This window comes from Peribacillus simplex (assembly GCF_001542915.1).
Lineage (GTDB): Bacteria > Bacillota > Bacilli > Bacillales > DSM-1321 > Peribacillus > Peribacillus simplex_B.
Genome location: NZ_LNNH01000007.1, coordinates 18,476 through 31,878, shown reverse-complemented (window position 1 = coordinate 31,878; position 13,403 = coordinate 18,476). Strand labels below are relative to the sequence as shown.

At 44.7% G+C, this 13,403-nt stretch carries 11 protein-coding genes; all 11 read right to left on the bottom strand.

Annotated elements, in window-relative coordinates; genetic code table 11:
- Positions 1-27 precede the first annotated feature (27 nt).
- The 11 genes from AS888_RS01970 to pcrA all read right to left on the bottom strand — a co-directional run bounded on the left by AS888_RS01970 (position 28) and on the right by pcrA (position 13,359).
- Entirely contained in the window at positions 28-942 is a 915-nt protein-coding gene (locus tag AS888_RS01970) for a diacylglycerol kinase (RefSeq protein ID WP_061140536.1), read from the bottom strand.
- Between the two features lie 186 nt (positions 943-1,128).
- Positions 1,129-2,058 (bottom strand): hypothetical protein, encoded by a 930-nt coding sequence (locus tag AS888_RS01965; RefSeq protein ID WP_061140535.1) that lies wholly within the window; start codon positions 2,056-2,058, stop codon positions 1,129-1,131.
- Positions 2,055-3,125: a TM2 domain-containing protein gene (locus tag AS888_RS01960; protein WP_061140534.1), complete on the bottom strand. Its 1,071-nt coding sequence runs from the start codon at positions 3,123-3,125 to the stop codon at positions 2,055-2,057. The genes AS888_RS01965 and AS888_RS01960 overlap by 4 nt, the downstream gene beginning before the upstream one ends.
- Positions 3,118-3,582, bottom strand: coding sequence for an anti-sigma factor (locus AS888_RS01955; protein ID WP_061140533.1), 465 nt, complete (start codon positions 3,580-3,582; stop codon positions 3,118-3,120). The genes AS888_RS01960 and AS888_RS01955 overlap by 8 nt, the downstream gene beginning before the upstream one ends.
- A complete protein-coding gene (locus AS888_RS01950) occupies positions 3,579-4,121 on the bottom strand; it encodes an RNA polymerase sigma factor (protein ID WP_061140532.1) in 543 nt (180 codons plus the stop codon). The genes AS888_RS01955 and AS888_RS01950 overlap by 4 nt, the downstream gene beginning before the upstream one ends.
- A gap of 173 nt (positions 4,122-4,294) precedes the next feature.
- Positions 4,295-5,722 (bottom strand): Asp-tRNA(Asn)/Glu-tRNA(Gln) amidotransferase subunit GatB, encoded by a 1,428-nt coding sequence (gene gatB, locus AS888_RS01945; protein ID WP_061140531.1) that lies wholly within the window; start codon positions 5,720-5,722, stop codon positions 4,295-4,297.
- 12 nt (positions 5,723-5,734) lie between these two features.
- Positions 5,735-7,195 carry an Asp-tRNA(Asn)/Glu-tRNA(Gln) amidotransferase subunit GatA gene (gene gatA, locus AS888_RS01940; protein ID WP_061140530.1) on the bottom strand — a complete coding sequence of 487 codons (1,461 nt, stop codon included), beginning with the start codon at positions 7,193-7,195 and terminating at the stop codon, positions 5,735-5,737.
- Positions 7,196-7,207: 12 nt separating this feature from the next.
- Complete coding sequence (gene gatC / locus AS888_RS01935; protein ID WP_034306082.1) at positions 7,208-7,498, bottom strand: Asp-tRNA(Asn)/Glu-tRNA(Gln) amidotransferase subunit GatC; 291 nt, start codon at positions 7,496-7,498, stop codon at positions 7,208-7,210.
- 322 nt (positions 7,499-7,820) lie between these two features.
- Positions 7,821-8,990, bottom strand: coding sequence for a CamS family sex pheromone protein (locus AS888_RS01930; protein ID WP_061140529.1), 1,170 nt, complete (start codon positions 8,988-8,990; stop codon positions 7,821-7,823).
- An 11-nt stretch (positions 8,991-9,001) separates the two neighbouring features.
- Positions 9,002-11,008 carry an NAD-dependent DNA ligase LigA gene (gene ligA / locus AS888_RS01925; protein WP_061140528.1) on the bottom strand — a complete coding sequence of 669 codons (2,007 nt, stop codon included), beginning with the start codon at positions 11,006-11,008 and terminating at the stop codon, positions 9,002-9,004.
- A gap of 104 nt (positions 11,009-11,112) precedes the next feature.
- Positions 11,113-13,359: a DNA helicase PcrA gene (gene pcrA / locus AS888_RS01920; protein ID WP_061140527.1), complete on the bottom strand. Its 2,247-nt coding sequence runs from the start codon at positions 13,357-13,359 to the stop codon at positions 11,113-11,115.
- Positions 13,360-13,403: the final 44 nt, after the last annotated feature.

The window sequence follows — 13,403 nt, the reverse complement described above, 5'->3', positions numbered from 1 at the left end:
GCCACTGGATTTCCGTGACCTTTTTTCCTATTTATTTGTCGGATCGTCCGGCAATATTCCTTGTGGGATGAATACATCAAAATGGCGGTACTGATTTACGAATTCAGCCGGGGCCATCCCGCCAAATTCGCCATCCAAGTTAAGCATCATATCCTTTTTAGCCTGTACTTTTATCCGATTCGCTTTTTCATAAATGACGTTCTTATCATGAATATGCTCTCCGCGCATTGCCAATGTGGCGACACGGACAATATCCGCGAGATTGGCTTTTTTCAAGATGAGCAGTGTAAACATGCCATCATTCAGGGATGCATCAGGAGCCAATTTTTCAAAGCCGCCGACGGAATTCGTGTTGGCGACCAAGAAAAGCATGATCTCTCCTTCAAACAGCTTTCCATCATATTCAATGGAAACCTCCGTCGGTTTAATCGATGGAAGCATTTCGATACCTTTTATATAATATGCCAGCTGCCCCAGCATCGTTTTCAGCTTGATCGGCACGTCATAAGTCAATTCAGTCAATCGGCCTCCGCCAGCAATATTGATGAAATATTTATCATTCATTTTCCCGATATCGATCGGCATCGTATGCCCGCGGGCAATGATTTCAGCTGCCCCTTCAATTGACTTCGGTAAATGCAGCGCCCGGGCGAAGTCATTCGTCGTTCCCGTCGGAATGATCCCTAGTTTCGGGCGTTTTTCTGCCGTGGCCAGTCCATTAACAACCTCATAAATCGTACCGTCGCCCCCTGCCGCAATGACAATATCATAGCCTCGTTCAATGGCGATCTTAGCTGCATTCGTCGCATCACCCGCACCAGTCGTGGCATGTGCAGAAGCTTCATAACCAGCTTCCTCAAGCTTCGCTAGCACACCTGGCAGACTCTTCTTAATGGCTTCCCGGCCAGAAGTCGGATTGTAAATCAACCTTGCTCTTTTCATTTCCCATCATCCTTATACATATTGATTCCATAATTTACATCTTAATCCTTCGTTACATGAAAAGCAATATTCGAAAAAAAAAAGAGGACCGAACTTTCGGTCCATACCTTTATATGCATTTTTCCAGAATTGTTATCAGGGAAATTATAATGCTTTTTATCATTTTATTCTAGTAAATGATTTCGATCACGGATTATGAACCGTAACATGGATCGTATCTGTGACCGTTAAACTATGATTCCCTTTTCCATACTTGAATATTCCGTTCTTTTTTGCAGGGTCATTTTCACTTATTTGTTCCGGTTTTCCTTCATTCACCTTCCAGCCGTCTTTGGGGCCTTCCAGTTCGTCGGCCCCTCTTGCCTCTATCTTGATATCGCTATTGTCTTGAAGGAACACACTAAGGTTCCCGCTGCCCTTCACATTCCAGTCATTCAGGAGCTGACGAGGTTTCAAGACAAGGTCGGCACTTTGGCCTTCTATCTCCAAGGCCAGCTCGGCAGGGATGACGAGAGTTGCCTCAAGATCCATGCTGCCAGTGTCCAAAAGCCGGTTTTGGATCGGTAAATCCTTGAAGCTGATATAAAGCGTATCCCCATTTCTTTGAACCAGTAAATAATCTTCCACCCGTTTCAGCAGTGGCCCTGAAGTCTCCATTCCCAGCTCATCATATGTTCCGAAAATGGAAACCGACTCCTCTGTACCGCTTTCGACCGTCAAGGGGTATGAACCGGAATCCAAGACGACTCTTTGTATTCCTTTTCCGGCTTTTTCATTGAAGCCAGGTAAATGGACGGTCTTTTCTTCGCTTTTCACCGCTGCCCTGACCTGATCCATCAGGCCGCTAGACGTTAGCAAAATGCATACTATTCCCAGCATCCCAAGCAAGCCCACGAACAGAATGCTAAGAATATCATACTTAACGAAGGAACTTTCTTTTCTGGAGAAAAAGACAAAGAAAAGAATCTCAGCTCCCAAGATGATGAACACTAGCGGCCACCATGATAGGAAAATCGTCGTCAAATCCAGATGCAGGAATTGGGATACCAGTAAAACCACACCTAAACCTGCAAGGGCAGCACCCATTGAAATCGTTCCGACTCTCCATGTCCTCATTTTGTCTCCTCCTCCACCCTAGCTTTTTTACTACCCGCAATCAATTTGATTCCGCCGCCTATAAGAAGGATACACACCAATCCTTTTTGGAAGTAATCTCTGAACCAATATTCCAGGTTACTTCCAATCCATTCATCCAAATGGGGGGCAATCGCAGGTACGATGATATTACTGGTCAAGAAATAGATTCCAAGTCCCATCAAACCGAACCCTATCCATTTTTGTTGGTTGTCGATTCCTGAAATGATCGGCGTATCTTCAACAGGTCCTTCTTCCATTTTCGAGGCTTTTTGCAATCCATCGAAAAAGCTATAAAACCAGATGATCGGAATAAGGAAAAAGAAGAAGCCCAACCGGAGCAAATCCAATATGTAAATGGCAAACAAAAAACCTGCCATCAATTGAATTCCGCGTTTTTGCAGGCCCAAATATAAGTGGCCGGCCCCAGGGAAGATGGAGAATAAAGTTGCAATTGATTTACTCTTCTTGCCTGTTTCCCGCCTTTGCTCGAAATCCTCCAGCACGGTCCGATCGATGAGTTCCTCGCCTCGCTGCTTTTTATTCAGCTGTTGAACGGAATCAAAAAAGCTGTAAATCCAGATGACCGGCAATAGCGCCATGAATATTAACAGACCCTCCATCTGTGTCAGCATGCTCAGGAATACCACCATAATCCCCAATCCCAAAAAACCGATGAGAAAAATGAGGCCCCGATTCATGAGGCCAAGCTGAAAATGCCCGACGCCCGGAACGAATGAAAGAATGATCACATAAAATCTTTCCGCTTCCGGCTGGGCAGCCACTTTCTCCATATCTGCTTCACCATGCGGATTTCTTAAAGAGGTGACCACCAAGTCAAATATACTAATGAAGTAAAACACCATGCCAATTACGGAAAAGGCCAGGAATGCATCCGTATGACTGATCAATGCAAGCATGAGCCCTCCAAACCCAAATCCGAACGCAGCAAGAAAATAAAATAATCCTTTATATGTCCTGCCCAGATAAAAATGCCCGAATCCTGGAAGGAACGATAATAAAAAAGCGATGACAGGACTTTTATTCATTAATAAACCCCTCCTTATTTTTCTTTTCGATCGAGTCCATCCAATTGAATGTTTTATCGATAATCCCATCTGTCAGGGATTTTGTTTCCTTCACACTGGTCGTCTCCACGGAATCCACGTATTCAGTCAATGATTGAAATACTCCGCCGGCCATTAATAAAACCGTGAATCCGGCCGCTATCAGATAATGTCTGGCAATCGTCCGAAGTGATTGCTCTTTCCGGATTTGCGTGGCCTCTTCCTCACCTCCGCCTTTTTCCCGCTTGATCGACTTCATGACAGAATCTGCAATGTCACCGACGATGAGCAGGCTGGCCTCTTCCATTTCCATCGCTTCCATATAAACGGACAAACATTCGTCACAGGAGTATAGATGATTTTCATATTCTATTTTTATATCCTCGGGCATTTCATCTGCCAAATAAGCAACCCATCCAGCCTTGGAAACATGATTCATGAAAAATCCTCCTCTTTCCAATGTTTTCTCATCCAATTTCTTGCACGATATAACTTAACCTCGACAGACTTCACTTGGATCTGCTGTTCCTCTGCAATTTGCTTGAATGTCTTCTCCTTTATGTAGTAATCATATACCACGTCACGATAGCCCTCCGGGAGGTCATTCAGCTTGCGCAATACCTGCTTTCGTCTTTCATTTTGAAAAAAAACAGCCTCGACATCATCAGATGCGCCCAAATCCGCTTCCGATGATCTTTCCTCATGCGGCTCTTCCTTTTGGCGTTGCCTTTTTCGCTTAAGATCGATTGCATGATTGACGGCTATACGGGTGATCCAAGTTTTGAAGCCCTGATTCTTATATTGAGGAAGAGAAGTATAGATTTTGATAAAGACTTCCTGGGTTACATCTTCTGCATCTTTTTGATTGCGCAAAACGGAATAGACGGTTCGATATATCGTCTGTTTGTACGTTTCAATCAATATCCGGAATGCATGATCATTCCCAGCCCTGACCTTCTCCACTAGCTCATCCGTCACTTCTCTTCCTCCTTTCTGTTAAACATTCATGTAATAGACGACACAAAAAGGAGTTACCCCTACAGATAACTCCAAATTTTTTTTCGCTTGCCGGCTGCCTTTTATTATTCTCGTTAAACCCTATTCCAAATCAAGTAAAAACCGTACCACTTTAACAGTGGTACGGCCAAAAATTAACGTTTATTGATTTGCTCGACCAAGATTTTATTAACAAGCTGTGGATTGGCTTGTCCTTTCGTCGCCTTCATAATCTGCCCGACAAGGAAGCCGATCGCTTTTTGCTTTCCGGCTTTAAAGTCTTCGATTGATTGCGGATTATTATTGAGCGCTTCTTCAACCGCAGTCAACAATGCTCCTTCATCGGAGATTTGGACGAGTCCCTTCTCCTTGACGATCGTTTCTGCATCCCCGCCATTTTCAATCAATTCCTTGAAAACTTTTTTAGCGATTTTTGAAGAAATCGTCCCGTCTTCAATCAGCTTGATCATGCCTGCCAATGATTCGGCCGTCAGTTGGACCTCATGCAGTTCTTTTCCTTCGGCATTCAAGAATGCGGAAACCTCGCCCATGATCCAGTTGGATGCCAGTTTTGCATCTGCACCGGCCGCTGCTGTCGCTTCAAAGAAATCGGCTGTTTCTTTCGTTACCGTTAAGACGGCAGCATCGTATTCCGGTAAGCCGAATTCCTCGACATACCGTTTTTTCCGGGCATCCGGAAGCTCTGGAATTTCAGCTGCAATGCGCGCTTTCCATTCATCATCGATATGGATCGTCAATAAGTCCGGCTCCGGGAAGTAGCGGTAATCATCGGAACCTTCTTTGATCCTCATCAGGACCGTTCTGCCTGTCGCTTCGTCGAACCTGCGTGTTTCCTGCTCGATTATGCCGCCTTCATTCAAGATTTCCGCTTGGCGGATTTCTTCATGCTCCAAGCCTTTGCGAACGAAGTTGAAGGAATTCAGGTTTTTCAATTCGGTCTTCGTACCGAATTCCTTTTGCCCGACAGGTTTCAAGGAAATATTGGCATCGCAGCGAAGTGAGCCTTCTTCCATTTTGCAATCGGAAACGCCTGTATATTGAATGATCGATTTCAATTTTTCCAGATAGGCATATGCCTCTTCAGGAGAAGTGATATCCGGTTCGGAAACGATTTCAACGAGTGGAGTTCCCTGACGGTTATAATCACATAGTGAGTAGTTTCCTTTATGGGTCAGCTTTCCTGCATCCTCTTCCATATGGATGCGGGTGATGCCGATTTTCTTTTTCTTGCCGCCTACTTCTATCTCAATCCAGCCATGTTCACCGATTGGTTGATCGAACTGCGAAATTTGGTACGCTTTAGGATTGTCCGGGTAAAAATAGTTTTTCCGGTCGAATTTCGTAATTTCCGCCACTTCACAATTCAGTGCGATGGCTGCCTTCATTGCAAAATCAACAGCCTTTTTATTGACGACAGGCAATACGCCTGGGTAGCCTAGGTCAATTACGGTCGTGTTACTATTCGGAGCGGCACCGAAATGATTCGGGCTCGCCGAGAATATTTTTGAATCCGTTTTTAATTCTACGTGCACTTCTAAACCAATTACCGTTTCAAAGTCCATTTCTTTCACCCCTTACAGCTTAGGAAATTGTTTATGAAAATCTGTTGCTTGCTCGAATGCGTGAGCTGCGCGATAAATCGTGCTTTCATCAAAATGCTTTCCAATCATTTGAAGTCCAAGCGGAAGCCCATTCGCCCCGAATCCGCACGGCACGGATATCCCTGGTACACCAGCAAGGTTCACTGGGATCGTTAAAATATCATTCGCGTACATCGTTAATGGGTCGTCCATTTTTTCACCGATTTTAAATGCTGGCGTTGGTGTAGTCGGGCCAACGATAAGATCATATTTTTCAAAGACATCCTCAAAGTCCCGCTTGATTAAAGTACGTACTTTTTGAGCCTTTTTATAATACGCATCATAATAGCCTGAGCTTAAGGAGAACGTCCCTAGCATGATACGGCGTTTCACTTCGTCACCGAATCCTTCGGCACGGGTTTGTTTATACATTTCAATAAGCGTTTCCGCATTATCCGTACGGTGTCCGAACCGAACTCCATCGAAGCGGGAAAGGTTCGCCGAGGCTTCGGATGAAGAAAGCAGATAGTAAGCAGCTAAGGCATATTTGGAATGAGGCAAGGATACTTCTTCCCATTCAGCTCCAAGGCCTTCCAATACTTTCAACGCTTCAAGAACGGAGTTACGCGCTTCTTCACCAACGCCTTCGCCCAAGTATTCTTTAGGAACGGCAATTTTCAAACCTCGTACATCGCCTGTTAATGAATTCACAAAATTCGGCACGTCCAAATTGGCTGAGGTGGAATCCATTGGATCTACACCTGAAATCGCCTCAAGCAAATAGGCATTATCTTCCACTGTTCTTGTAACCGGTCCGATTTGGTCCAATGAGGATGCGAATGCCACTAGTCCGTAACGGGAAACCCGTCCATAAGTAGGCTTCAGGCCGACTACGCCGCAGTATGCCGCTGGTTGGCGAATCGATCCACCTGTATCTGAGCCTAAAGAGAATAAGACTTCACCTGAAGCGACTGACGCAGCAGAGCCACCTGAAGAGCCGCCTGGTACATAATCCGTGTTCCAAGGATTGCGTGTGGCCTGATAGGCCGAATTCTCATTTGAAGACCCCATCGCAAATTCATCCATGTTCAATTTACCGATGGTCACCGTTTCAGCCTTTTGTAACTTTTGAACGACGGTTGCGTCATAAATCGGATCAAAGTTCTCCAAGATTTTGCTCGCACAAGTCGTCCGTAAATTTTTTGTGACAATATTATCTTTAACTCCGATTGGCATGCCAAATAAAGCGCCTTCGTTCCCGCCTTTTACGAGTTGGTCATCCAATTGTTTTGCCTGAGTGCGGGCGTTTTCCTCATCAAGAGTCAAAAATGCCTTCACCTTGCCCTCTACCTCGCCTATTCGCTTATACGATTCGTTAACAAGATCAGTAACACTGATCTCTTTCTTATGTAAGCGTTCATGCAGTTCAGAAACCTTTTGTTCGAACAACGACATCATTGTCCCTCCTTATTCAATTATGGATGGTACACGGATATATCCTTCTTTGCTATCCGGTGCATTTTTCACTACTTCTTCCACAGGCAATCCAGGCTTTGCAACATCTTCCCGCATTACATTCTTCATATCCAAAACGTGAGAAGTCGGGTTCACTTGATCTGTATCAAGCTCATTCAACTGCTCCGCAAATGAAATCATTTGGTCAAGCTGATGCTGAAACTGCTTTGCTTCTTCTTCCGTAATGGCCAAACGTGCCAAATGGGCAACGTGTTTAACTTGTTCCATTGAAATACGTGACATTCTCTTCACCTCCGAAAAAATATCCAAATCGACTGAATTTCGCCGCTTTTCTCCATAAAATCATCGTTTAAATCATATCAAACTATTACACAGTAAAGCAACAGGAGATACCATGTCGAAATTCAAATATTTGATAAGCAAAATCAGATATTTTCCGGGAAATATGAGAAAGTTGGCGGAATTTCCGGGGAAATGGCACAACATCCGTGTAATTCGACAAGCCTCCCCCTTTTTAGAGGAAATCACTTTCTGATATGGAAGCTTTTATAATCGTTTATTTTACTTTCAAAAAAAAGACGAAGCTGTTAAGCTTCATCTTTTATCATTCATATATATGCACGGTTGGTTCGGCTTGATTTGCTTCACGGACAATGAGAGCTTCAGGTCCATTTACCGAGGTAATCGATACCTGTACGGAAATATATTTAGGGAAGCGTTCCATTACGAGACCGGCTACATATTGGGTAAAGCCAATCGCTTCCGAGTTCCCATAAAATTGAATGGGAATATCAATGTTCAAGCTTTGTAATTGGTCATCCATATAAAACGCCCTGCCGATGACTCCGTTAAAGTTAGGGAAATATTCTTCAACATCTTCTTTGAAGTTCGTGAAGGTATTGACGTCATCCCGGTATTTTTTTTCAGCACCTGCAGAAGGGAATAGGAAATACTCCTCGTTCAGGTCATTCCATTTTCCGATGCTATTGGAATTCTGACCGATATTGGTATAAGAAATGAAATTCCCTGGAACCACTGAGGATTTTTCATTTTGTTCGAACAAGGCAATCGTAATCGGGACGTTTTTCAGCTTGTCCATCGAACGGAGACGTTTCAAGACCTGCGCCGCGATTTTTTCGCCTTCTTGCTTAAGCTTCTTACTATCGATTTTCTGTTCATACGTGGCGCCATAGGCTTCCTTTTGATAATAATGCACGGAATTCAGCGCAAGGCCTATTACTACTCCGCCCAGTTTCACTGAATTGTCTTTTGATTTGACTAAATAATTATGTTCTAAAATGTGAGCAAGATAGATCGGGTTTTCTTCATTCCGCTTATCGATGTCACCTTTACCGGGATCAAGCGGGTTCAAACCCAGATTTTCTGATGCTTTCAAATCCTTTTCTTGCAGCTGACTTTTGGTGAATTTCCTGTTAAGCCAGGAGGAAATCGTGGAGCTGCTAAGCATTTGTCCCTCTTGGAATAGATATTCCTCCGGGTCGAATTGAGTTTGGGCCAGCCTCATCAGTCCATTTTCGAATTCTTCAATATCATAGCGGGTATTTAAGTTCGATACGACCAAACCGCGGGCTTTTGATGGCTCAAACGGAAGGATTGTTTGATAATATTCTTCCGAAATCTTATACTTCGGAATGATTGCCGTTTCTTTTTTGTCTTTGGAGTCTTTAACTACCTCTTGCTTATCCTCAAAACTAGGCGCACACCCAGCAAGAAGCAGTATCAGGACCATCCCCAAAACAGAGTGTTTCCTCATAGCTACACCTCTTATTTTTTTAGTTCCTCAATCAGTCTCTCTTCATCCCAAACCAGGACGCCTAAACTTTCGGCTTTATCCAGTTTTGATCCGGCATCTTCCCCAGCCACGACCAAATCGGTTTTCTTACTGACACTTCCGGCAACATTAGCGCCAAGCGCCTCTAATTTTTCTTTTGCTTCATTACGTGTTAGCTGATGCAATTTACCAGTTAACACAACCGTTTTCCCGGCAAAAAACGAATCGATTTCCTCAACAGGAACAGCTCTTGCCCCTTTATAAGCTAGATTCACACCGGCCGCTTCCAGCTCATTCAATAATGCATGGACTTCTTCCAACTCAAAATATGCGACGATGGAGTCTGCCATCTTATCGCCTATTTCATTAATGGACGTTAATTCCTCACGGCTTGCCTTGCTTAAGGCTTCCATCGTGCCAAATTCCCGGGCCAGTGTTTTTGCCGCTTTCGACCCAACATGCCGAATCCCTAACCCGAATAGTAATTTTTCCAAGGAATTGGATTTCGAAGCCTCGATCGCTTGAAGGAGTTTATTGACCGATTTATCGCCCATCCGTTCCAATGCGATCAATTGATCATATGTAAGCTTATAAATATCAGCCACATCTTGTATCAGTTCTTCTTTAAACAGCAAGCTGATCACTTTCTCACCTAGACTATCAATATTCATAGCCGTCCGGGATACAAAGTGAATCAGGCCTTCCCGTATTTGCGCCGGACACTTCGGATTGATGCAGCGTAAGGCAACCTCCCCATCCAGACGGACGAGTTCACTGCTGCATTCCGGGCATTCAGTCGGCATCTGGAACTCCAATTCATCGCCAGTCCGGCGCTCCGCCAGTACATTGACCACCTCTGGAATGATATCACCGGCTTTTTTCACGACCACTTGGTCTCCGATTCTGATATCCTTTTCTCGAATCAAATCTTCGTTATGCAGTGATGCCCGCTGTACGGTCGTGCCTGCAACCCGAACGGGATCCAAAACAGCAGTCGGCGTCAAGACACCCGTACGGCCCACATTCAGCTCGATCTCCCTTAGCGTCGTTATGACTTCTTCAGCCGGGAATTTATAAGCGATGGCCCAACGCGGGCTTTTGGCAGTGTAACCTAATTCATCCTGTTGTTCAAGGGAATTCACCTTTACGACAATCCCATCGATATCATAGGCTAAGTTTGGCCGCTGCTCCGTCCATTCTACTATATAGGCTAGCACTTCCTCTATATTGAAGCATGTTTTTCTTTCCCGATTGGTCTTGAACCCTAAGCGATCCAATAGATTCAAGCCCTCACTTTGGCTGATAACTCCCGTTTCACCCAAATCAGCAATCGCATAAAGGAAAATATCGAGGTTCCGTTTTGCTGCAAGCTTTGGATCAAGCTGCCTTAACGAGCCTGCAGCCGCATTCCGTGGGTTTGCAAACGGTTCTTCACCACGTTCCTCCTTAACCATATTCAGAGATTCGAATGATTTTTTCGGCATGAATGCCTCGCCGCGCACCTCTAAAGAAATCGGCTCCCGTAGCTTCAAAGGAATCGACTTGATCGTTTTTAGATTTGCCGTAATATCCTCACCAATCGTTCCGTCTCCCCGGGTTGCCCCTCTTACGAAATATCCATTCTCATATTGCAGCGTGACGGCAAGTCCATCTATTTTCAATTCACAAACATAGGAAAAATCATCACCTACAGCTTGGCGGACCTTCCTATCGAAATCGCGTAAGTCACTTTCATTGAAAGCATTTCCCAAGCTAAGCATCGGTGTGGAGTGCTCCACTTTTTCGAACATGTCCAAAATCGCTCCGCCGACCCGCTGTGTCGGTGAGTCTTGCGTTTGCAGCTCAGGAAATTTCTCTTCATACTCAATGAGGTCACGGAGCAATCGGTCATATTCGGCATCAGGCACTGACGGCTGGTCCATCACATAATATTCATAACTATATTGGTTCAATAACGTTTGCAGTTCTAGCACTTTCTTCTCTGCAGCTTTTAAGTCCATACGTTCAATCCTTTCTAAAGAAGACTCCACCGCACTTCAATATGGAAGAGCGGTGTCTAAAGTCAGATATCCCTATTCTTTACCAGTATTCGCATAATAATAGCTTAAGCTTTTTCAACTGGTGCAAATTTTGCCAATAGGCGCTTGATGCCAATTGGACTTGGAAATGCAATATCCAATTCCTTTCCTTCGCCTTCCCCTTTGACGCTCACTACGGTTCCTACACCCCACTTCTTATGAGAGGCGCGGTCACCGACAGCCCAGCCAATCTCTTCACCGCCCGTGGCAGATGGTGCAGAAACAGCCCTGCCGAATGCAGGTGCTTTTCTTGTCGCAGCTGAAGAAGTGCTGGCCCTTGCTGAAGAACTGAAAGGGGTTTGCCTTGCCCTTGGAGCCGGCTTCGGTTTCAGGTCTTCAAGCAGCTCCGCCGGTATTTCACCGATGAAACGTGAAACGGGATTCATGCTCGTACGCCCATACAATGTCCGCATTTGGGCATTGCTCATGAATAGCTCATTCTCAGCCCTTGTAATTCCTACATAAGCAAGACGGCGTTCTTCCTCCATCTCCTCTTCATCCATTAGCGAACGGCTATGAGGGAAAACACCTTCCTCAAGTCCCAGTAAAAAGACTACAGGATATTCCAACCCCTTCGCTGAATGCAGCGTCATCAACGTTACCGTATTTGTATACTCTTCTGCATTCTCATCAAGTTGGTCAATATCGGCCACTAACGCCAGATCTGTTAGAAAGCCAACCAAAGACTTGTCGTCACTGTTGCTTTCGAATGCTTTCGTAACGGATAAAAACTCGTCTATATTTTCAAGCCGGCTTTGTGATTCGATCGTTTTTTCTGCCTGCAGCATCTCTCGGTAACCGGTTTTCTTAATCACTTCTTCCACCAGTTCCGTCACAGATAAGTACTCTTGCTGATTTGTATAATTCGTGATCAACGTATGGAATTCCCTTGCTGCCTTGGTGGCCTTCCCGCTTATCCCGACCATTTCCACGGATTCAAGAGCTTTATAAATGGAAACATCATATTGGTTTGCATAATCCGCGACTTTATCCATGGAGGTTGCGCCAATTCCGCGTTTTGGTACATTGATCACACGGCGAAGGCTGATATCATCATCAGGATTGGCAATAAGGCGGAGGTAGGCAAGTAAGTCCTTGATCTCTTTACGGTCATAGAACTTGGTGCCTCCGACGATGGCATAATTTATGTTGGATTTGAGCAGAACTTCCTCCATTACACGTGATTGTGCGTTTGTCCTGTAAAGAATCGCTATATCGGAATATTTCCTGCTGCCGTCCTGAACCAGCTCATTGATCTTCCCGGCTACGAACTGCGCTTCACCCTGTTCATTATCCGCACGGTAATAGAATAGCTTATTGCCATCGGCATTCTCGGTCCAGAGATTTTTCGGCTTGCGGTTTTGATTGTTATCGATGACCTTATTCGCCGCTTCCAAAATCTTTTTCGTCGAGCGGTAATTCTGTTCAAGGAAAATCATGTTGGCATTCGGGTAATCCTTTTCAAATGAAAGGATATTCGCAATATCCGCACCGCGCCAGCGATAGATCGATTGATCTGAGTCCCCGACGACACAGAGGTTACGGAAGCGTGAAGCCAGTAGTTTAACAAGCATATATTGTGCCCTGTTCGTATCTTGATACTCATCCACATGGATATATTGGAACTTGCGCTGATAGTATTCAAGCACTTCCGGGACAAGTTGGAACAATTGGATCGTCATCATGATCAAGTCATCGAAATCGAGTGCTGAATTTTTCCGCAGCCGTTTTTGATACTCCGTATATACCTCGGCCGTTACTTTAGTGAAGAACTTCGATGCAGTCTTCATATATTCTTCCGGACCGACCAATTCATTTTTCGCTGAACTGATGCTGCCTAATATGGCACGGTAATCATATTTCTTCGTATCCATGTTCCGTTCCTTCATGATCTGCTTGATGACCGATTGCTGATCGGTCGTATCCAATATCGAGAAATTCCTATTATATCCGATTCGATCAATATCCCTGCGCAAAATGCGGACACACATCGAGTGGAACGTCGAAATCCAGATATCCTCCGAGGCACCGCCCAGAATGGCGCGAATCCTCTCTTTCATCTCACGTGCCGCTTTATTGGTGAACGTAATGGCAAGGATATTCCAAGGTGCTATTTCCTTCTCGACCATCAAGTAAGCTATCCGGTGAGTCAGCACACGCGTCTTTCCACTGCCAGCTCCAGCCATGATCAAAAGTGGACCATCTGTGGATTTCACTGCTTTTTGTTGCTGTTGGTTCAAACCTGTTAGTAATTTTTCCGCTAAATATTGCATTATCACACCGCCTATACGAACATTCGTTTTCGTTTTAGTATACT

Excerpts from the sequence above, each read along its gene's own strand:
- AS888_RS01970 (WP_061140536.1), bottom strand. The coding sequence starts at position 942 with ATGAAAAGAGCAAGGTTGATTTACAATCCGACTTCTGGCCGGGAAGCC.
- AS888_RS01965 (WP_061140535.1), bottom strand. The coding sequence starts at position 2,058 with ATGAGGACATGGAGAGTCGGAACGATTTCAATGGGTGCTGCCCTTGCA.
- AS888_RS01960 (WP_061140534.1), bottom strand. The coding sequence starts at position 3,125 with ATGAATAAAAGTCCTGTCATCGCTTTTTTATTATCGTTCCTTCCAGGA.
- AS888_RS01955 (WP_061140533.1), bottom strand. The coding sequence starts at position 3,582 with ATGAATCATGTTTCCAAGGCTGGATGGGTTGCTTATTTGGCAGATGAA.
- gatB (WP_061140531.1), bottom strand. The coding sequence starts at position 5,722 with ATGGACTTTGAAACGGTAATTGGTTTAGAAGTGCACGTAGAATTAAAA.
- gatA (WP_061140530.1), bottom strand. The coding sequence starts at position 7,195 with ATGTCGTTGTTCGAACAAAAGGTTTCTGAACTGCATGAACGCTTACAT.
- gatC (WP_034306082.1), bottom strand. The coding sequence starts at position 7,498 with ATGTCACGTATTTCAATGGAACAAGTTAAACACGTTGCCCATTTGGCA.
- AS888_RS01930 (WP_061140529.1), bottom strand. The coding sequence starts at position 8,990 with ATGAGGAAACACTCTGTTTTGGGGATGGTCCTGATACTGCTTCTTGCT.
- ligA (WP_061140528.1), bottom strand. The coding sequence starts at position 11,008 with ATGGACTTAAAAGCTGCAGAGAAGAAAGTGCTAGAACTGCAAACGTTA.
- pcrA (WP_061140527.1), bottom strand. The coding sequence starts at position 13,359 with ATGCAATATTTAGCGGAAAAATTACTAACAGGTTTGAACCAACAGCAA.